The 20,279-nt window shown below is 57.7% G+C and carries 22 protein-coding genes; 19 read left to right on the plus strand and 3 right to left on the minus strand.

Going from position 1 to position 20,279, the window contains the following annotated elements; all coding sequences use genetic code 11:
• The first annotated feature begins 19 nt into the window (after window positions 1–19).
• The 12 genes from ACHPFG_RS20935 to ACHPFG_RS20990 all read left to right on the plus strand — a co-directional run bounded on the left by ACHPFG_RS20935 (window position 20) and on the right by ACHPFG_RS20990 (window position 12,004).
• Entirely contained in the window at window positions 20–1,483 is a 1,464-nt protein-coding gene (locus ACHPFG_RS20935; RefSeq protein ID WP_321848127.1) for a PLP-dependent aminotransferase family protein, read from the plus strand.
• A 778-nt stretch (window positions 1,484–2,261) separates the two neighbouring features.
• A complete protein-coding gene (locus tag ACHPFG_RS20940) occupies window positions 2,262–3,011 on the plus strand; it encodes a hypothetical protein (protein WP_275969313.1) in 750 nt (249 codons plus the stop codon).
• A 115-nt stretch (window positions 3,012–3,126) separates the two neighbouring features.
• Window positions 3,127–3,357, plus strand: coding sequence for an AlpA family phage regulatory protein (locus tag ACHPFG_RS20945; RefSeq protein WP_275969314.1), 231 nt, complete (start codon window positions 3,127–3,129; stop codon window positions 3,355–3,357).
• A gap of 4 nt (window positions 3,358–3,361) precedes the next feature.
• Window positions 3,362–4,201 carry a ParA family protein gene (locus tag ACHPFG_RS20950; protein ID WP_431700320.1) on the plus strand — a complete coding sequence of 280 codons (840 nt, stop codon included), beginning with the start codon at window positions 3,362–3,364 and terminating at the stop codon, window positions 4,199–4,201.
• A gap of 88 nt (window positions 4,202–4,289) precedes the next feature.
• Entirely contained in the window at window positions 4,290–4,499 is a 210-nt protein-coding gene (locus ACHPFG_RS20955) for a hypothetical protein (RefSeq protein WP_321848131.1), read from the plus strand.
• 14 nt (window positions 4,500–4,513) lie between these two features.
• Window positions 4,514–6,100, plus strand: a complete 1,587-nt coding sequence (locus tag ACHPFG_RS20960; protein WP_431700321.1) for a ParB family protein — start codon at window positions 4,514–4,516, stop codon at window positions 6,098–6,100.
• Window positions 6,097–6,639, plus strand: coding sequence for a DUF2857 domain-containing protein (locus tag ACHPFG_RS20965; protein WP_431700322.1), 543 nt, complete (start codon window positions 6,097–6,099; stop codon window positions 6,637–6,639). The genes ACHPFG_RS20960 and ACHPFG_RS20965 overlap by 4 nt, the downstream gene beginning before the upstream one ends.
• 2 nt (window positions 6,640–6,641) lie before the next feature.
• A complete protein-coding gene (locus ACHPFG_RS20970) occupies window positions 6,642–7,832 on the plus strand; it encodes an STY4528 family pathogenicity island replication protein (protein ID WP_431700323.1) in 1,191 nt (396 codons plus the stop codon).
• 248 nt (window positions 7,833–8,080) lie between these two features.
• On the plus strand, window positions 8,081–8,836 hold the full coding sequence (locus ACHPFG_RS20975) for a PFL_4669 family integrating conjugative element protein (protein WP_431700324.1): 756 nt from the start codon (window positions 8,081–8,083) through the stop codon (window positions 8,834–8,836).
• Window positions 8,833–9,351, plus strand: a complete 519-nt coding sequence (locus ACHPFG_RS20980; protein WP_093432362.1) for a DUF3158 family protein — start codon at window positions 8,833–8,835, stop codon at window positions 9,349–9,351. The genes ACHPFG_RS20975 and ACHPFG_RS20980 overlap by 4 nt, the downstream gene beginning before the upstream one ends.
• The gene (locus ACHPFG_RS20985; RefSeq protein ID WP_103408655.1) at window positions 9,348–9,818 is read left to right on the plus strand and encodes a single-stranded DNA-binding protein; all 471 of its coding nucleotides are present in this window, start codon (window positions 9,348–9,350) and stop codon (window positions 9,816–9,818) included. The genes ACHPFG_RS20980 and ACHPFG_RS20985 overlap by 4 nt, the downstream gene beginning before the upstream one ends.
• A gap of 218 nt (window positions 9,819–10,036) precedes the next feature.
• Entirely contained in the window at window positions 10,037–12,004 is a 1,968-nt protein-coding gene (locus ACHPFG_RS20990) for a DNA topoisomerase III (RefSeq protein WP_103408654.1), read from the plus strand.
• A gap of 229 nt (window positions 12,005–12,233) precedes the next feature.
• Here the strand turns inward: ACHPFG_RS20990 and catA are convergent, their stop codons facing one another.
• The 3 genes from catA to ACHPFG_RS21005 are packed head-to-tail and all read right to left on the minus strand — an operon-like array spanning window position 12,234 to window position 14,664.
• Entirely contained in the window at window positions 12,234–13,163 is a 930-nt protein-coding gene (gene catA, locus ACHPFG_RS20995) for a catechol 1,2-dioxygenase (RefSeq protein WP_103408653.1), read from the minus strand.
• A 51-nt stretch (window positions 13,164–13,214) separates the two neighbouring features.
• A complete protein-coding gene (gene catC / locus ACHPFG_RS21000; protein WP_007936026.1) occupies window positions 13,215–13,505 on the minus strand; it encodes a muconolactone Delta-isomerase in 291 nt (96 codons plus the stop codon).
• Between the two features lie 10 nt (window positions 13,506–13,515).
• Window positions 13,516–14,664 carry a muconate cycloisomerase family protein gene (locus tag ACHPFG_RS21005; RefSeq protein ID WP_103408652.1) on the minus strand — a complete coding sequence of 383 codons (1,149 nt, stop codon included), beginning with the start codon at window positions 14,662–14,664 and terminating at the stop codon, window positions 13,516–13,518.
• A 127-nt stretch (window positions 14,665–14,791) separates the two neighbouring features.
• Between ACHPFG_RS21005 and ACHPFG_RS21010 the strand changes: the two genes are divergently transcribed.
• From ACHPFG_RS21010 to ACHPFG_RS21040, 7 genes are all read left to right on the plus strand, one after another.
• Window positions 14,792–15,685 (plus strand): LysR family transcriptional regulator, encoded by an 894-nt coding sequence (locus ACHPFG_RS21010; protein WP_103408651.1) that lies wholly within the window; start codon window positions 14,792–14,794, stop codon window positions 15,683–15,685.
• Window positions 15,686–16,649: 964 nt separating this feature from the next.
• The gene (locus tag ACHPFG_RS21015) at window positions 16,650–17,231 is read left to right on the plus strand and encodes an STY4534 family ICE replication protein (RefSeq protein WP_103408650.1); all 582 of its coding nucleotides are present in this window, start codon (window positions 16,650–16,652) and stop codon (window positions 17,229–17,231) included.
• Window positions 17,232–17,302: 71 nt separating this feature from the next.
• On the plus strand, window positions 17,303–17,560 hold the full coding sequence (locus tag ACHPFG_RS21020) for a hypothetical protein (protein ID WP_081360954.1): 258 nt from the start codon (window positions 17,303–17,305) through the stop codon (window positions 17,558–17,560).
• Window positions 17,561–17,660: 100 nt separating this feature from the next.
• Window positions 17,661–18,155: a RadC family protein gene (gene radC, locus ACHPFG_RS21025; RefSeq protein WP_103408648.1), complete on the plus strand. Its 495-nt coding sequence runs from the start codon at window positions 17,661–17,663 to the stop codon at window positions 18,153–18,155.
• Window positions 18,156–18,206: 51 nt separating this feature from the next.
• Window positions 18,207–18,953, plus strand: coding sequence for an ABC transporter substrate-binding protein (locus ACHPFG_RS21030; protein WP_103408647.1), 747 nt, complete (start codon window positions 18,207–18,209; stop codon window positions 18,951–18,953).
• A 106-nt stretch (window positions 18,954–19,059) separates the two neighbouring features.
• Window positions 19,060–19,602, plus strand: coding sequence for a PilL N-terminal domain-containing protein (locus ACHPFG_RS21035; protein ID WP_081360948.1), 543 nt, complete (start codon window positions 19,060–19,062; stop codon window positions 19,600–19,602).
• A complete protein-coding gene (locus tag ACHPFG_RS21040) occupies window positions 19,599–20,270 on the plus strand; it encodes a chemotaxis protein (protein WP_103408646.1) in 672 nt (223 codons plus the stop codon). The genes ACHPFG_RS21035 and ACHPFG_RS21040 overlap by 4 nt, the downstream gene beginning before the upstream one ends.
• The last annotated feature ends 9 nt before the right edge of the window (window positions 20,271–20,279 follow it).

A 20,279-nucleotide genomic window follows, 5' to 3' on the forward strand; every position in this document is an offset into this window, starting at 1 on the left:
CGTTTGGACGGTTTTTTTTATGATGTTATTGGATTCCAGCTCGCATATTTCTCTGGTCAGCCAGATCGTTACGGGGATCAGTCTGGCGATAAAAGAGAAGCGGTTGCGGCCGGGCAGCAAATTGCCGTCGATTCGCAAATTCGCCCAGACTCACAAAGTCAGCCACTTCACCGCTGTCGAGGCTTACGATCGGCTGGTCGCGCTCGGCTATCTGACGCCGGTGCGCAACTCCGGCTTCTACGTGCGCAACGTGTCTGAAGGCGCATTGACAGAACCAGCCCTGACTACGAGTGAACAGGACAATGAATTTGATTTCGATGCTTATCTGCTGCTGCAGAAAGTCTTCCAGCCAATAGGCATGGAGTTACGACCAGGGATAGGTCTGCTACCCGAGCAATGGACCGATCACGATGGACTGCGGCGCAGTCTGCGTGCGCTGAGTCGGAGGGAATCAGAGGAGTTTTCCAGCTACGGGCACGCCAAGGGCTGTGCAAGATTAAGAGCCAAGCTGGCTGAAAAATTGGTGGATACACGCATTGATGCACACCCCGAGCAGATCATGTTGACCAGCGGTGGCAGCCACGCGCTGGATCTAATGGTGCGCTACCTGGTGCAACCCGGCGACGCCGTGCTGGTCGACGAACCGGGTTATCATAACTTGTTCCTCAACCTGCACCTACAAGGCGCCAGGCTGCTCGGCGTTCCACGAACACGCGACGGCATTGACCTCGAAGTGCTGGAAGATCTTATCCGTCTTAACCGCCCCAAGGTGTTCTTCACCAATACTCGTCTGCAATGCCCCACCGGCACCAGCCTGTCGCTGGCTATCGTCCATCGACTCCTGCAACTGGCGGAAAAGTACGACTTCCTGATTGTCGAGAATGATATTTATGCGGACCTGGATCCTTCCGGCCAGCAAACGCTGGCCGGCATGGATCAGTTGGCGCGAGTTATCTATATCGGTAGTTTTTCCAAGACGATCGCCCCAGCATTGCGCGTCGGCTTTATCGCCGCGCATCATGAGTTGATCGATGAGTTGGTCCCCCTGAAGATGGTCAGCGGCCTGACCACCTCGGCCATCGCCGAAGAACTGGTACTCGATGTGTTATTGCAAGGACGGCATCGAAAACATGTCAAACAGTTGCAAAGCAACCTGATCCGGGCCCACGAAACCGTCGTTCATCAATTGGAAGCGGTGGGCATGGAAGTGTTTGCCAAGCCTTATGCGGGGCTGTTTCTGTGGGCACGCCATCCGCTGATTGAGGACTCTACCCAGCTCGCCATAAAGGCCAAGGATGAAAAAATTCTGCTCGCACCTGGACAGCTGTTCATGCCGAATGCTCGCGTGGTGCCCTGGATACGCTTCAATGTGGCCCATTCGATAGACGAGCGAATTCATGCATTTCTGACGCAAGCAACTCCCTGCGTATCTTCCCAACGCAAAGGGTCACAGAGAGCAATAAACAACTTTTCCTGCCAGTGAGCCGATCGATCCATCGCCGCCCTTCCTTGAACTCCATGCTACTGTCCCGCCGCCGAGCACATTATCTGCGACGCCAAGAAGCATACCAGTTAGTGTTGGCACTCCTGCGCGATGGCGATGGTGACGGAGTCCTAGCGTCACAGTCGGTACCGGCCTCCAGACAGATTAGGCCGTAATGCTCGGGTCTGGGCGCTTCCCCTGGGCACGAAGACAAACTGGGGACGGGTATTAGCCAATACGGCGTGCGGCCATGCGCTAGGCCGCCCGAGACAACTCATCGGCATACCCATTAGTCGCTGACAAAGTCCTTTGCAATCACTGCTCCTTCCTACGCTGAAACACTTTTATACATTTTAGGTTTGACATAGAAATACTCCTATCCCCCCCCCTATTCCCTCTCGCATCTAGCGCGGCTTCGCGGGTCAATTTTGACCACACCACCAACTAGACAACTACCTTGAGCGAAACAAGAGCGTGTTGCCACGCTCGCTATCTCGAGTTGGTGGTGTGAACGCATTACGAAAATGATGGTCTGCTTCAAAGGATCCACTTTCGCCCTGAGCTGATAAATCAATCTGAGATGAGATCCCGCCCCGCCTGCCTGGGACGAAGCTTTAAACAAAAACATAAGCACCACTTTAGGAACTGATAGATGGAATGACCTCATCGAACAAAAAAATCCGAATAAAACAGCCACTGCCACTGCTTCCCGGCAGGTAGGCGAAGTAGAGATGTTTCGCGAGAGGCCTATCCACCAGAAATGGAGGTCCGTTCGCACATGTCTTCGACCTACTTTAATCCGCAGGCAAAAACGTTCTATCGGCCCATCGACGCAGCATTGCGTTGGTGCAATCTCATTCGTTTTGAAACGCAAATAGTACAGGCAGCTTGGTCCTGCCCAGAAGAACTCAGACTCCTGTTTCCCCAGTGGCCATGCCTACAAATCAATACCGAAATAATTTATGATGCCATCCGCAATGGCGAATTACCGTACGGATGTTTCGGTATCTCGGTTCCCCGGGGTACCCCCGTGGACCTCACTCTGTTGACGGTTCGACATTCGGATCTGCGTCATTGGATGCAGATCTACTACCCTGGTCAGAGGCCCGATTTTCTATTCGAGTCTGACGACGACACTCGAGATAAAATCAGCCTGGGTGTTTACTTTGCACTCCAGGCGGAACGGGATGTACTCCTGCGAGAGCGGGATACTCTGCAACGTCAGCTCCAAGATGTCGTAGCTGACCTTCGGACGCTGGGACTTGAGCAGGAAAGCCTTAAATCGTTGGTAACTACTCAGGGGCAGCTCAGCGAGCGAAGCGAACAAACCTACCTGCAGATCATCGGCGCCTTGCTCAACACCTTCTTGAGCTCGTCACCTGCGGGCAAGCCTCTCTCCGTGTTCAGGAGCCAATCCGCAATCGTCGATGCTGTGACCGCACGCCACAATGACATTCCCGGCCTCAGTAAACGGACGCTGGACGCGAAGTTTGCTGCAGCCAACCGCAGCCTTAAAAAAACCACCTGACCCATCGCATTGCACTGCAATGTCCTGACTTGCAGTGCAATGACTCTCAGGCTTTTCTTCTATTCAATTCAGGTCACTTCCCATCACGCGCCAATCGACGCCAGGAGTGACCATCATGTTCAGCCAAACCTCAACCATCGCTGAAGAACCTCAACGACAGACGGAACGCCACATCATGCGTCGCGACGAAGTGGAGCGAAAAACCGGTTTCAAGCGCGCGCACATCTATAACCTGATGAAGGAAGGCAAATTCCCCCAAGCCAAACGCATTGGACTGCGCGCCGTCGGCTGGGACTCGCTGGAGATCGAGCGGTGGGTCGTTGAACGCTTGGGTCAGCAGGCCTGATGTCATGCGTGTGGTATCGGTGGTTTCCACCAAGGGTGGCGTGGGCAAAACAACAGTGGCCGCCAACCTTGGTGGTCTTCTGGCAGATGCTGGTCTGCGAGTCCTGCTGCTGGACTTGGATAGCCAACCGACTCTCTCCAGCTATTACGCATTGAGCCACGAGGCTATCGCCGGTGTGTACGAGTTCATTGCGCTCAACCTGACAGATCCTGCACAGATAATTTCCACAACTGCGGTTGTTGGTCTCGACCTGATCCTCTCCAACGATGATCAAGGCCGACTGAGCACCTTGTTGATGCATGCCCCTGATGGGCGACTGCGTCTGCGCAATCTGCTGGACGCCTTCCGCCCCAGTTACGACCTGCTGCTGATCGACACCCAAGGCGCGCGCAGCGTACTGCTGGAGATGGCCATACTAGCCTCCGATCTCGCCCTATCTCCCATCACACCCGAAATGCTCGCTGCCCGCGAACTGCGCCGTGGCACCTTGAAGCTACTCAGCGAACTCGAACCATTCCGCCACCTAGGCATTACACCACCACCCTTGAGACTACTACTGAACCAGGTAAATGGCATTCGAGTGGACACCCGGATGATCATCCGAGGCCTGCGCGAGACCTTCGCCGAGGCTATCAATATCTCGGTTCTAGACACCATAGTTCCAGACCGAGTGGCTTATCTCAATGCCGCCTCCCTTGGCCTACCGGTCCACCGAATCGAGACTCGCCAGTCACGCCAACGGCGCTCGCCATCAGCGCTGAAAACCATGCAAGCGCTGGCCATTGAACTGTTTCCGGAATGGCGCGAGGCGATCTCTACGATGAGCAGGTACGAGGAGGTTTAATGAGACAAATCACCAAGCCCGCATTTCTCACCCAGTCATTGTGTTTGATCGACCTTGAGGCCAACCATGTTTGGCTAGGAGTCTTCTGATGTTGGATCAACTGCCCATCATCGTTCCACCCTCCATTCAACCACACCACCCACATTGCGAGGAGTACTGCACCGTGGTCTTTCGCGTGCAGGGTGGGCGCTCGGCCATGGGTTGGTTCCTCGCAGAACTCTCCCGACACTTCGAAGGTTCGGGTACTGCCGAGATCGTCAAGTTCGAGGTCGGTGACCATTTGTGTAACCGGCGTTAACTGAGGTTGTTCCGATGAAGAAGCTCAGTCAGGGACAGATCACCGACAAGCTGCACCAGGACCACTTCCCTCGAGGTCCAGAACTGGAGCGGCTGTCCGATCCACTTACTGACACGCCTATGTTGGTCACGCTGGAGCAGTTGCGGCCCTACGAACACAACCCGCGCTTCATCCGTAATCCGCTATACGACGATATCAAGGCTTCGATCCGTGAACGCGGGCTGGATCAACCGCCACCGATTACCCGCCGCCCAGGTGAAACCTATTTCATCATCCGCAACGGCGGTAATACGCGTTTGGCAATTCTCGGCGAGCTGTGGCAGGAAACCCGCGACGAGCATTTCTTTCGCATTCATTGCCTGTTCCGACCTTGGAGCAATGAAATCAACGCGCTACTCGGCCATCTGGCCGAAAGCGATCTGCACGGCCAACTCACTTTCATCGAACGGGCTCTGGCGGTAGCCAAGCTCAAAACCATGCTCGAAGCAGAGGGAGCGGTGCTCTCACAACGTGAGCTGGTTCGACGTCTTGCCGCTGGAGGCTATCCGATTTCGCAGTCACACATCAGCCGAATGCTCGACACCCTCGAGTACTTATTGCCCGCCATTCCACAAACCCTGTATGCCGGGTTGGGTAAACCCCAAGTTGAACGCCTGATCGCACTGCGTAGTCAGGCAGAGCGAACCTGGAACCGATATCCAACCGCCCCCGTTGCGTTCGTCGATTTCTGGCTCGAGACCCTGGGATATTTCGATGCAGAACCCGAGTTATTCGATCTTGAGCAGCTCCAGGATGAACTGCTCGAACGCATGAGCCACTTACTCAGACAGTCCTACCGTATGTTGGCCCTAGAGCTGAGCGACACCCAACGGGTCATCTCTACGCCTGGTATTGTCGCCAGTGCGTCCTCAGAGAACAGCCATCCGCCAAGCGTTGATGTCGCCGCAGCAGGAGCTCCCTCCTCCGAGCCCCATCCCAAATCAACTGAGACTAGGCCCCAGACCGAACCAACGCGAGAGGAATTGCTCACACCGCCAGAAACGAATGCCGTATCAGCAGTCAGCCCTCCGTCTCGCGTTCAACAGATTCGTGAACAGATCGATCGCGAGACCGCCACCGACTCAGCATATTCGGTCGACACCTATGCGATCGACGACATCTGGACCATCGCACCAGCACTGGATAGCCCCGAACAACTGCGATCCGCCATTGCCACACTGGCGCGGGAAATGGCGGCCTATGCCGGACATCCCGAGAGCATCATCGACCAGCCGCATGGCTTGGGCTTCGCCCTGAACATCGAGCGAGTTGATCTTGCAGTGCCTCGCGCGACCGGCGTTCACCTACTGCTCCTGGCCCTGCTGCGCGCTCAAGACGAGGTCAACTGGGAAGATCGTAAGCAACTGCCGTCAGCGCTGTTCGGCCAGTTGTTGTTGGGGATCTATCAACTTCCGCTGACAGATCGTCCCGCCGTTGATGTGGGACTGGAGCGATTGCCCGACAGTCTGCTCATCAAACTGTATCGGCTGATCCGCCTGGCCCGTCGCCTGATCGACTTAACGCTAACCCCTGAAGACGACTCACCGGAGAAATTGCCATGAGCCTGTCCTTCAATGTGCTCAACCAGGCCATGCTGGCCCAGGTGCTGCATGAACTGCGCCAAGGTAACCTGCAGCGCTGCAAGGCACTCGGGCTGGGTGAAGACGACATCTACTTGTTGCAATCCTTACCGCCCACCACCCTGTCACGCCTGGCCCATGCCACCGTACCCTGGGTAGAGATCAAGATCGACTCACCGGTGCTGCACCGGTTGATCGAACAAGCCGAGCGCGACGAGCAGAACGAGCGCTTGATCAACCGAGCGCTCAAGCTCGGCGCCAGCAGCACCATCATGTATCAAAACTTCGGCTTGGCGCATTCGGAAACCGCCCTGCGTCGACGTCTGCTCAAAATAGAAACCCGTAAGGGCCGTCCTCAGCATTTGAGCGAAGCCCAGGAACATGCGCTCTGGCAGCGATGGTGCCAGCTGCGCGCTCAAGACAGTACCGGAGATCAGCTAGACGCCATGATGATGCTGGCCGAAGAGCAACAGATCAGCTTGACCATCGTGTGGCAGCAGATCGACCAGTACAGCAACTGAACATGAACACTGCCCCTTCCAGTCGCTGGCAGCGTGTCCTGCAGCAATGCACCCAGCAGCTGAGTGAACGCTGGCCCACACGTCCCACCACTGAACATCCCTCCAACCTGGCTCTGCAGGTGGACTTTCTGTTCAGTGGCCAATCTCACGAAGTCGTGCCACGTCGGCTGCTGTTGGATAGTCGGTTGACGCCGTTGGAACGGAATGCCTGGCAGGTGTTTCGACTCATGCTGCACGGTCAGGGCGTGGTCACACCGCGTTATGAGGATTTGCAACCTTACCTGTCAAGCGTGCCCTACGGTGCGTCAGCCTCCCGTGAAACCATTGCTCGGGTGTTGACGATGCTCAGGTTGACGCGCTGGCTCAGTTTGGTGAGTCGCGGACGCGATCAGCTCAGCGGACGTCTTCAAGGTTCGCTGTACGTTCTGCACGATGAGCCGTTAACCCCCGCCGAAGCCATGGAACTGGATCAGGATTACTTGGCGCTGGTCGGGCATGCCCTCGGCCATGCCACCAAGGCGGTGCGCATTGTCGCGCAGCACATTGTGGAAGAAATCCGCCAGGACACGGATATCGATCAGGGTCGACTACCGACACGGCTCGACAGCTGGGGCGAACACTGGACGCAGCAAGAATTGGATCCGGCAACCGACGCCGCGGTGCACGATTCCGAACGGGGGGAAGATGCCCTCGTTCGGAATCGTGCAGGCCCGCGTTCGGATTCCGAACCGAGTCTAAACGCCAGTGTTTCCCGCACCGTTCGGAATCCGAACGCCGCCTGTACTGTATTAAAAGAAAGTATTTGTACAGTACAGCGCGCGACCCCAGCGGTGGATAACCTTCACTGGCCCGCTACGCTGCACCTGAGCCCAAGCGAGCGTCAAGCCGTCGCCGTGGCGCTGAACAAGCTCAAACCAGTGGATCGGCAGGCGGTGCTCAACGAAGCGGGGGCACGTTGTGCGGCCGGTGGAATCCGCAAGCCAGCGGCCTATCTGATGGGATTGATCCAACGTGCGCTGAACGGCGAATTTCGTCCTTGGGCAGGTCAGGCCGAACCGTCACCCATTGCAGAACCGCCCCCACCCGCCCCCTCGCGGCCATCTCGACAACAGGGCGAACCCGCATCCGCCCTTGCCCAAGCGTGCCTGAATGAGCTGCGCCAACTGCGCGGCAAACGCGGTGGACGTCAGTAGATTTGATGCCAGTGGCATCAAATCTACTGAGATCTACTGTGAGATCGCAAAGGGCCGAACCTGCGCAATCCGAGCGTCATCGCCATCGCCATCGCCATTGATGGAAATGATGCCACTGGCATCACTCGCGATCGTCCCCGAAATTAACCCTCTCAAACCAAACCGAACAGACCGCATTCAGCTTTTGGGCTGCCCTTGACCCTCAACTATCGCAACGTTCCCGTCCAAGCTTATGCGAGGACAACTCCGTGGCCGATCACTACCAACTCAACCTGGGTTCATTGCGCAGCAGCATCACCCTGACCCTGCACACGCACCACGCTGCACGTATCTGGCAAGGCCGGGCCGCACGTGAAGGCGTCCACTCGATCATGGGCATGGCCGGCTACATCAGTGTCACCAACCTGATCAAACAAACCGCGGCCCAAGACGACCCCTATGCCGACTGGGCCATCGTGCAACTCGAAGAAAAACTGATGCAGGCCAAGGCTGGGATGCTGGAACTGACCCAACAGCTGGATCGGATCAGACAGGACCTGCCGACCCAGATCGACATGGGCGACAACCTCAATATCCACCCCGTCACCTTGCCGTTATACATCGGCAGCCAGTTGGGTTTTCTGGCGGTCTACCTACTGACCGACTACGACACCCTGGTGCGCCGTACCCTATTGGCTCATCACACCGCCCTGATCGGCCGTATCGACATGGAGGCCTGGATCGACGATGGCGCCCACCTGCTGCGCAGCCTGTTCGGCCAGGCACAGCGCTATCGGCATGCCGGCGTCACGCGCGATGACATGGCGGCGAACAACGCCCGTGCCATTGCGGTCATTGATAAACTGGGTTTGCCCCCCATGGATATCCTTGAGGGGCATCGCCGCTCCCAGTTCGCGCCACCGATCATTCGTCGTGGTGCTGTGACAGTGGATGACGCTGACGCGCTGGTAGAGGACGCGGAAGAGCCATCTGCGACAACGGATGAGCAGGAGGACGAAGCATGAATCCCCTGAGCCCGACTCAACCAATACCCTTCGAAGCGCTGACACCGGATGCCTATCGACAGCTCGAACACGCCGCCTCCCTAAAAGGCCTTTTAAAACCTTTTAAGGGTAAGGGGGAGTTGGAACACCTGGCGCAGGTGGCGAGGGAAATCGAGGCGCAGTTACGTCACCTGATGGAGGCTGTGGTACAGCAAGCCGGACAGCCTCCTTACTCACTGCTGGATATTCGATTGGTGCTGCAGAACACCAGCGCGGGCAGCACCTTTTTGCGTTGGCGCACCCGTGACTTCGCCCGCATGGGGGTTGCGGTCTGGGAACGCCAGGTCGGCAACCAAACCCTGTCGCAGGTCGTGCGCGAGGGATTGCACCGTTTCGAATGCGATCGCATTGCACTGAACCTGCAAATGAGTGTGGTGCATTCGCTTTACCGCCAGGCCTCGACCTGCGCGATCAAAATGGCGAGTGCCGAACGGTTACTGCGCCAGCTCACAACAGCAGCGGAGGTATCACGATGAGTACTTTTTTCGTCGGCGAAGGCAACATCGGCAGTGCGCCAGAGTTCCAGGAATTTCCATCAGGCAATGACGAGCCACGGCGTTTGCTACGGCTGAATGTGTACTTCGACAACCCCGTGCCACGCGAGGGCAGCTATGAAGATCGAGGCGGCTATTGGGCGCCGGTTGAGCTCTGGCACCGCGAGGCTGAACACTGGAGCACGCTGTACCAGAAAGGCATGCGTGTGCTGGTCGAAGGCCGTACCGTGCGCGATGAGTGGGAGGACAGCGAAGACAATGCGAGGGTGACCTTCAAGATCGAGGCCCGTCGAGTCGGCATCCTGCCTCACCGGGTGCACAGCGTGGTCATGCGGGAACGCTCCAGTGAACCGACGGCATCTGCGACACACGCCGGGCAACATACAGAGCAGGCCGGTTCACCTGCGTCGAAACCCAAAAAACGCAGAGGGCAACCACCGTCGGACTGACAGAGTTCAGGCATAAAAATTGCGCCTCTGCGCGAAGTGGCTGGCCTGTCGTTACTCGCTGCTCGTGAAGGCCCACCTGTCGTCCACACTACAAATCGCCCCGGCCCATTTAAGCCTGCCCTCACCGACTAATATGAGGAACCTCCCATTCAGGTTTCTCATATCTCGCCACTGCTGTTTCCAACCACGCTGCTCCGAACTCAATCCGGAGCAGTTCTATGCGCCTCTTCCTCTGCGAGAAACCGTCCCAGGGTCGGGACATCGCCAAGGTACTCGGGGCCACTCGACGTGGTGACGGTTGCCTGACCGGCACACAGACAACCGTCACCTGGTGCATCGGCCACCTGCTGGAGACAGCACCGCCTGAAGCCTATGGCGCTCAGTACAAGAACTGGTCATTGGATCAGCTACCGATCATTCCCGAGCAATGGCAGGTCGAGGTCAAACCCAAGACCGCGGCACAATTCAAAGTCATCAAGCGCCTGCTCAGCGAAGCCACCACCGTCGTTATCGCGACCGACGCCGATCGCGAAGGTGAAATGATTGCCCGCGAGTTACTGGAGCGCTGCCAGTATCGAGGCCCCGTCCAACGCCTCTGGTTGTCCGCACTCAACGAGGCGTCGATTCGCAAGGCACTGTCTTCGCTGAAGTCTGGGCAGGAGACCTTTCCACTCTACCACTCAGCCCTCGCCCGCAGCCGCGCCGACTGGCTGATCGGCATGAACCTCAGTCGTTTGTTTACCCTACTCGGACGCCGGGCGGGCTACGATGGCGTACTGTCGGTGGGACGCGTCCAGACACCGACTTTACGTCTGGTGGTCGATCGGGATCGTGCGATTGCCAGCTTCGTCCCAGTGCCCTACTGGGAAGTGGAAGTGCACCTGTCCTCCATGGGGCAGCCATTCATCGCGTCGTGGCAGCCACCCGGCTCAGGACAAGATGAAGCCGGTCATTGCCTGCAGCAGGCGCTAGCCCATTATGCTGTCCAAACAATCACTGACGGTAAGACCGCCACAGTACTCTCGCTGCAGACGGAGCATTTTCGCGAAGCTCCACCCCTGCCCTTCGACCTGAGCACACTGCAAGAAGTCTGCTCGCGCAAGCTGGGGCTTGGCGTTCAGGAAGTCCTGAACATCGCCCAGGCTCTGTATGAAACCCACAAAGCCACCACCTACCCGCGCAGCGATTGCCGCCATTTGCCAGAGAGTATGTTCAACGAGGCACCCGCGGTATTCGATGCCCTGCTCAAAACAGATCCCGCGCTGCAGCCCGCATTCGGAAGACTCGATCGATCACTGCGCTCCCGCGTGTGGAACGATGCCAAGGTCACCGCGCACCACGCCATCATCCCCACCACCCAGCCGGCGAACCTTGCGCGGATGTCCGAACAAGAACGCCAAGTCTACGAACTGATTCGTAGCCACTACCTCGCGCAATTTCTTCCACATCATGAATTTGATCGAACCCAGGTCGAACTGGAGTGTGGCGAAGAACGATTGACCGCTGTTGGCAAACAGATCCTGGTCCAGGGCTGGAAAGGCTTGCTCCATGACGCCACCGAAGAGGATGAGCCCAGTCAAAAGTCCCAAGTATTACCCGTCCTACAACAGGGTACGCAATGCGCAGTGGACGACGTCGAACTCAAGTCCATGCGCACCGCCGCTCCCAAACCTCTCACCGAAGGCGATCTGATCAAGGCGATGAAAAATGTAGCCAAGCTGGTCAACGACCCACGTCTGAAACAGAAACTACGAGACACCACCGGAATCGGTACCGAAGCCACACGAGCCGGCATCATCAAGGGGTTGATTGATCGCGGTTATTTGCTGAAGAAAAAACGCGCCTTGATGGCCTCCGCAGCGGCCCATACCCTGATTGAAGCGGTACCCGCGGCAATCGCCGATCCGGGCATGACCGCGATCTGGGAGCAGGCCCTGGATGAAATCGAAGTGGGACGCCTGCCCCTGGATGCATTCGTCGCCAAGCAGGCGAACTGGATTGCGCAATTGGTCGAACACTACCGAGCACTCACCTTGGCGTTACCGGTCGAAACCGGACCGACTTGCCCCATTTGCAGCGCCTCAACGCTCAGGCGTAAGGGGAAATCAGGGCCGTTCTGGTCATGCTCCCACTACCCAGACTGCAAAGGCACTGCGCAGATCAGTAAAGATACGGGTCGCCCATAACGCACAATTGGAGATCGATAGGGCTATTGTGATCACTTACTGATGCATCATCAGCGTCGGCTAATCTCTCTCCAAGTCGCTCAACGGTTGTCCGACTTCACAACTGAGGCGGTGCCTACTGCATTTCATAGCGCCTCCAAATTGGGGGCTTTAAGGTCCGGCTGCAACGCAGAAAGCCACGAGATAAGTTTTCTGTTATCTCGTGGCCCGGTTCAGCGGTTCGAGGAGATCAATCCTCGAGTGCGCGGACCCGCTCGTGGCGTTGTTGCTCGTCGGGTTGCGCGGAGGTCTGCAAAGTGAAATCGAAGTCGATTTCGGCAAAGCGACCGCTGACGCCATGGGCCGCCGCACGCTGTTGATCGTCGCTGAAGGTGATCTTGGCGATCAGCTCATCTCGGGTGGCGTAGGCGAAATCGTCGTGCAGGTACTGATCACCATCGAGGTTGATCTGGGTGGTCAGGTGACGATGATCCGGCGCGGAGATGAAGAAGTGAATGTGCGCCGGCCGTTGACCATGACGGCCCAGTTGATCGAGCAGTTGCTGGGTCGGACCGTCCGGCGGACAGCCATAGCCCGACGGCACGATGCTGCGAAAGCGATAGCGACCCTCAGCATCGGTGACGATACGACGACGCAAGTTGAACTCCGATTGAGTGGTATCAAAGTAGGAGTAAGTGCCGCCGGTGTTGGCGTGCCAGACATCCACCACCGCCCCGGCCAACGGTTCGCCGGCGGTGTTCTTGACCTGGCCCTGCATGAACAGCACCACACCCGGATCGACGCCGTCATCCAGTCGCGCTTCGCCGTCCGACAGCGGCGCACCCGCCACATACAGCGGGCCTTCGATGGTCCGCGGCGTGCCGCCGGCCTTGCCGGCCTGCTCGTCTTCGGCGTCCATCAGCAGGTCGAGGTAATGCTCCAGACCGAGTCCGGCCACCACCAACCCGGCCTCTTGACGCGCACCCAGCACGTTGAGGTAGTTGACGGCTTTCCAGAACTCTTCCGGGGTCACGGCCAGGTCTTCGATGATGTTCACCGAATCCCGCAGGATGCGATAAACCAGCGCCTTGACTCGCGGATCGCCGGCGTCATTGAGCAGACCGCTGGCCTCTTCGAGAAACTTCTGGACACTGGCAGTGTGGGAAATCTTGACGTTCATGGTGGTTCCTCATCTTGTAATTATTAGCGTAGCGAACTGAACAGGCTGGGTTCAGCGGTCATCCTCGCGAATGGAAGAAGGATGCCGGCACAGCGCGTTGACCTCGATCGCCATGTACGGGTACAGCGGCAATTGCATCAGCAGGTCGTGCAGTTCCTGAACGCTGTCGACATCGAACACGCTGTAATTGGCATAGAGCCCGGCGATGCGCCACAGATGACGCCACTTGCCTTGCTCTTGCAGGCGCTGGGCCAGGGCTTTTTCGTCGGCCTTGAGCTGAGCGGCGCGTTCCGGGTTCATGTCGACCGGTAAATTCACAGTCATTTTTACGTGAAACAGCATGATGCCCTCCTCAGGCTTGATGAACGGCAGTGGATGTCTTGTCCCGACGGAAAAACGCGAGGCGCTCTTCATCCAGAGCCAGGCCCAGCCCCGGTGTTTGCGGGACGTGCAGTTGGAAATCGCGGTAGACCAATGGCTCGCTGAGGATGTCTTCGGTGAGCAGCAGCGGGCCGAACAACTCGGTATCCCAGCTCAGTGTGTTGAGCGTGACGAAGGCATGGGCCGAGGCCAGCGTGCCGATACCGCCTTCGAGCATGGTGCCGCCGTACAGGCCGATGCCGGCCGCCTCGGCAATCGCGGCGGTTCGCAGCACGGCACGTGGGCCGCCGTTCTTGGCGATTTTCAGGGCGAATACCGAAGCGGCACCCTCGCGGGCCAGGTTGAAAGCATCTTCCACGCACTCGATGGATTCATCGGCCATGATCGGTGCCGGGCTCATGGCATTCAGGCGCACCATGCCGGCGCGGTTATTGCGCGAGATCGGTTGTTCGATCAGGTCAATGCCGTTGGTTCCGAGGATACGACAGGCCCGCAGGGCAACCGCTTCGTCCCAGGCCTGATTGACATCGACCCGCACGCTGGCGCGATCGCCCAGCGCCTTTTTGATCGCAATGACGTGGGCCAGGTCGCGGTTGACCTCGCCTGCGCCGATTTTCAGCTTGAAGATACGATGCCGGCGCAGGTCGAGCATTTTTTCCGCTTCGGCGATGTCCTTGGCGGTGTCGCCGCTGGCCAGGGTCCAGGCCACCGGCAGCGCATCACGAACACGGCCGCCCAGCAGTTCGCTGACCGGCAGGCCCAGGCGCTTGCCCTGGGCGTCGAGCAAGGCGCTTTCGATACCCGATTTGGCGAAGGTGTTGCCACGAATGCTGCGCTCCAGGCGCAACATCGCGGCATTCACATTGCCGCTGTCCTGGCCAAGCAGCAATGGCGCGAAGTGTTTATCGATGTTGGTCTTGATGCTGTCCGGGCTTTCGTTGCCATAGGCCAGACCGCCAATGGTGGTCGATTCACCAACCCCTACAATGCCGTCGGCACAGCGCACACGAATGATCACCAGGGTCTGGTTCTGCATGGTGTGCATCGCCAGCTTGTGCGGGCGAATGGTCGGCAGATCGACGATGATCGTCTCGATCGATTCAATGGCTGTTGCAAGCATGTCGATACCCGTCAGGTTCTTAAAGTTCTGGAACCGATTCTGGTACGGCTTTTTTCGGGAAGCCAATATAGAATTGGTCTGACTTGATACCTTTAAGGTATGTAACCGACTTGCGTCTGGAGGCTCCATGGAACTGCGTCACCTGCGGTATTTTCAGGTGTTGGCTCAAACCCTCAATTTCACCCGTGCCGCCGAACTACTGCACATCGCCCAGCCGCCACTGAGCCGACAGATGCAGCAATTGGAGGATGAACTCGGGGTGTTGTTGCTGGAACGCGGGCGGCCGCTGAAGCTGACCGACGCCGGTCGGTTTTTCCATGAACACTCCACCTCCCTGCTCGAACAATTGGGCAAAGTCTGCGACAACACACGGCGGATCGGTCTGGGTAAAAAGACCTGGCTGGGCATCGGCTTTGCGCCATCGACGCTCTATGGCGTGCTGCCGGAACTGATTCGCCGACTGCGCAGCGGCGAGCCTCTGGCGCTTGAGTTGGGGCTCTCGGAAATGACCACGTTGCAACAGGTGCAGGCGCTCAAGGCCGGGCGCATCGATGTCGGCTTCGGGCGCATCCGCATCGACGATCCGGCGATCATCCAGACTGTTTTGACTGAAGACCGACTGGTCGCCGCCCTGCCCGCCGGCCATCCATTACTGGCCGGGCCGATCAGCCTTCGGGACCTGGCAAAAGAACCCTTCGTGCTCTACCCCGGCAACCCGCGGCCCAGCTACGCCGACCACGTGATCGCGTTATTCGAATCCTATGGTGTGCATATCAACGTGGCGCAATGGACCAACGAGCTGCAAACGGCGATCGGTCTGGTGGGGACGGGAATCGGGGTGACGTTGGTACCGGCCTCGGTGCAGTTGCTGCACCGCGACGACATTGGCTTCACCCCGGTGCGGGAAGACAACGCCACCTCGCCGATCATTCTCAGCCGACGGGTGGGTGACGTGTTACCGGGGCTGAATTATTGTTTACAGATGATCGATGAACTGCTGCCACGGCACCAGCTCCGCTAGGCTCATTACAACTGCCACAAGCTGCGATCTTTTTACTTTACCGTTGTAAACATTATCAGAAGATCGCAGCCTGACCATCCCAAAGCGCGCCAATGTTTGGCCGCCTCTGCCTTGACGTCTCCAACGCCCTCTGCTGTAGTGCCTCAGGATCATCGCCAACGGCGACCCAAGACCGATTCGCTCCGGGTAGCTCGGTCGGACTCCTTGAGTTCGGAGCCTTCTCTTCTGCGGGATTTCATTCCCGTTTTGTGCTCGACCTGATGGTGGTGGCGGATGACCACTGTTGCCTTTGCTAGGCAATAGCGGTCATCCGCTTCGGCGATCGTATTCAGCCCCGGAGCCCACCGGGGAAACATTGGGCACCCTTTGTGCGCGGATGCGTGCCAGCATGCTCCGACCCAGGCCACGACAAGGGTCGGTTGGCGAGTCATGATGCAGTTAAACCAAGCTTTGCGAGGAGCTTGTCGACTGCGTAAGGCCGCCAAAGGTGGCTTTTCTGTTCCTCGCCTGGCACCCCGCCAGGCCCACTCTTCAGTTTCTTCAGTCCAGTGACTGCCACTGAATTCCGCCCGTAAAAAACTGGGTTTCAGCGTCTTGACGCTCACCTGTGACAGGCTTATACAAAGGGCGTGGTTTGCTGTCGTTGACAGCCCAGCCCAGGTAGCTTCAACCTTCAAGGCTACGCCACGTTCGTGGTGGTTGACCCAAGTGCGATCAGCGTTCGGAAGCTCGCACGGTTACCGCTTCATCGGTGATGAATGCCCACTACCCCATGTTTGCGGACCACTATCGCAGACGTTCCTCTGCTGCACTGCTATTCATCCAGACGCATCGTTCTGCTCGTCATCGGCTTGCCGGTGGCGAATCGTTCATCGCTCGCCTTCACCTTACCCACCCTGACGGGGGCTCACTTCCCCGTCAGGGACTGTGCGTCGCCGTTTTCCCTTGAAACAGGAGAACCATCATGGCCCACGCCAACCACTCCCAAGAAGCGACCACTTACTTCAATCTGCACACCGTCGGTATCGGTTACCTCAACCGTGTTCGTGAAGTCCAAGTCCGCCGCGGCCAGCCATTCATGGCCTGCGATATCGCCGCCCTGCACGGTGCCTCCGATGCGGTCGAGTACACCCGCTTCGACTGTAAAGTCGCTGGGGGTGAAGCTGAACGTTTGATTCGTCTCTATATGGACGCCGTCAACGCCGAGAAAAAGGTCTTGTTGTCGTTCCGTATCGGCGATCTCTGGATCGATCCGTTTCTCTACGAGAAAGGCGATAAACAAGGCCAACCGGGCGCCAGTCTGAAAGGTCGTTTGTTGTTCATCGACTGGATCAAGGTCAACGGCACGTTCGAGTACAAAGCGCCCGCCAGGCAGGAAGCAACAGCACCTGCTGAGCAAGCGCCCACCAGTGAGTCATCCCCACCATCGGCTGATGCCGAAGTTGAGGAGAATGAAAACCCAACAGAAGCTCAGGTCGAACCTGAATCTTCACCCACTCCCCGCACGGCCCGCCGTGATGCCACCCGTACCGTTCAGTCCGCCTGAACAGTCCACGATGTTCCTCATCAAGGCGCTCCGTTGAGCGCCTTTTCTTCAATCCGCACAGGAGAATCCACATGGAGTCCTTCTGGCTTTGCGACGACTGCCTGTTCGCTGCTGCTTACGAGGACTACAGCACGTTATCGCTCTACGACACGACGGATGAGATCGAGAAACGCATCGCCGGTATCAATCATGGGCTAGTTCGGTTGCTGCCCATCAGTGCCGACTTCGATCCCGAAGCCGGTTGGGGAATAAGAGCCTTTTCCCCATTGCCCTGCGACAGTTGTGACTCCCCCCTACACGGTCAACGCCACCGATTCACTCGGCTGTAAACAGCGCGCCATCGGCTAACGCCCGCGACTCTATATCCACCTCGGGGACACCACTCCCCTCGGGCGTGCACCCCTGTTTGTTCCCTTCGGAGATACCGCCATGAGCACCCAACTCACACTGATTGAAACCTCGGATTTCGAGACTGATCGTATCGTCCAAGAAAACCAGGTGATCGACGAAGCGCTGCATATTCTGGATCGTCGGCTGTTCGCCCGAGGCCCTAGCCTGACGTCGCCTGACTCTGTGGCCTCATACCTAAAACTGCACCTTGCACAACAAGAGCATGAAGTCTTCGGTGTAATTTTTCTCGATGCCAAGCACCGGGTGCTGGCGTTCGAAGTCCTCTTTCACGGCAGCATTGATGGGGCCAGCGTTTACCCCCGACAGGTCATTAAGAGATCCATGGCTCATAACGCGGGCGCTGTCATTTTTGTGCACAACCACCCCTCAGGTTGTACGGAACCCAGCCAGGCAGATCGCGTCTTGACCGCACGGTTGAAAGAGGCCTTGGCCTTGATCGAAGTGCGCGTACTGGATCACTTCATAGTCGGTGAAGGTCGTCCGTTTTCCCTGGCCGAACATGGCTGGCTTTAACCCTCACAGGCGTCTTCGGGCGCCTTGTTCATTTTCATCTGGAGAACGCTCATGAACCCCACACCCCAAGCCCCTGCTCTGCTGGCGGCCTCCAATCCATTTGCTCGCGGCTACGACGACCTTCATATCGAACGGCTGCTACTGATCACCTACGAAGACGACTGCCCTCCCTGCTTTCGCCCCGTACACGACTCACAGGCCCATCTGCCCGACGATGAGCTGCAGCTGTTCTCCTGCCTGTTCAATGACGATTTCGCCTTGATCAGCGAAGGCCAATTCATTCCGGAGGAGTTGGATGAACGCTACCCGTCCACCGGGCTGGTGCGCCAAGTGATCTACGCCGTGATAGGCGAAATGCTTAACGAGCGGTGTCACGTCGGCGACCTGTACTCCCTGGAAGAAGCCCAAGCCATGGTCCATCGCCTAAGCTTCGAAACGGGACACTACAGTCGAGCCTGGGAAATCAGTACCGCACACCTTCCTGAAGAAACGATGCTGTGTCTGGAGGAGTGGGTCAGTGACTCCGCGCTGAGGCAAACCGGCCTCTTGTTCGAGCTGTTCACATTGGCGGATTGCCACGGCATCGGTTGCAAACTGATCGGCACGCCATGGACGGACGAGAACTTGCTGAACATTGAGGGCAATGGTTATTCGAGCTTGAGACAAGAGCAGCTCGACGCCGGCACACCGGAAGCCTTGGTCAACGTACTGTATCTGGCGGCATTGGCGGATGTGCGATTGTTGATCTTCGACCCCGACGCTGTCGTCTTGGATGGGCTCGCCATTTTTGATGAATAGCAACACGTTCAGCTTTAACACGACCAGCTTTGAATCAACTTTCTCACTGAATCGCTCCTTCACCTCATGTCAGGTTCAGCACTGAATCTGACATGAGGTTTTTTCCATGGAGCGTTTTTTCACGCCTGTCTGCCTGCTGGGTTTGTTGAGCGCCTGCACCGCGCAAATCCCCACTCCATTGCCGGCCCATCCAGAGATCGACAGTGGCTCCAATCGGGCACAGCTTTCGAGGGGCACAGTCGAAGGAAAGCATCCGACAGAACTCCGCTATGGCCGCTATACGCTGGTCAGCACCAAACCCACCACGGAACAACGCGATCTTCTCGCTCAAATCATTGATGTGAGCATCCCGTCCAGCCTGAGTCCCTCGGTGCAGGATGCGTTGCAGTACGTATTGCAGCGCTCGGGCTATTCGCTCTGTCCAGTTTCCGCGTCGGTGAAGGTGCTGTTTACCCGGTCTCTGCCCGCAGCCCATTACCGGCTCGGCCCGATCTCTTTGCGCAGTGCGCTACAGGTGCTGGCTGGACCCGCCTGGCAACTCACGACCGATGAGGTCAGCCGTTCGGTCTGCTTCGAACAGCAGAAAACTAATGCCAGCGGCATGCTAATCACACCAGTCTCGCCCCATCAATCGGAGGCGCGTCAATGAAAGCCTCAACGTTTCAAACCCTCATCATTGGGCTGCTGTGCCTGACAGTCGCCGGTCTGAGCGGTGGTTTGTATAACCAGTATCAGCGTATGGCCGAGCTACAGAGCACGGACACCCAACGCCTACAAACTCTGGACTCCCTGCAACGTGATTCAAGCGCGCTGAAGGACGCACAAGAGAAGCTGCAGTACGCGCTGAAAGACCTGAAGCAGATGGTCGATACCGGTGAGCAACAGGCCAATACCCTCGATCCGATGCTGGATCAGTGGGCACAAGAAATACAGGAACTGCGCGACAGTCTGGCAGCCCGCGCCACCGAAGCGGACATGACTGCGCTACGAGCACGCCTTGAACAGGTCGAGCAGCAGCTCCTGGACCTCAGGACAAAGCCATCCTCACCACCACCGACGCCTTCCGCGACCAAACCGAAACAGACGGCTCGTCCTAAACCTCCCCCGCTCTCGCCACCGTTCTCAGTGTTGAGTGTCGAGTCCCGCGGGGGTGAGCGCTTTTTGGCAGTCGCACCTCCTGACAGTCGCTCGCTCAGGGATGTTCGTCTGCTGCATAGCGGCGAGCAGCTCGGCGCCTGGCACCTGAAAGTGCTGGAGCCAAACTCAGCTATCTTCGCGGTGGCCGCTCAGCCAGACCAGACCGTGCACCTCCCTTGAGAAGCGATC

The sequence above is a fragment of the Pseudomonas sp. BR20 genome, from assembly GCF_050780135.1.
Classification (GTDB): Bacteria; Pseudomonadota; Gammaproteobacteria; order Pseudomonadales; family Pseudomonadaceae; genus Aquipseudomonas.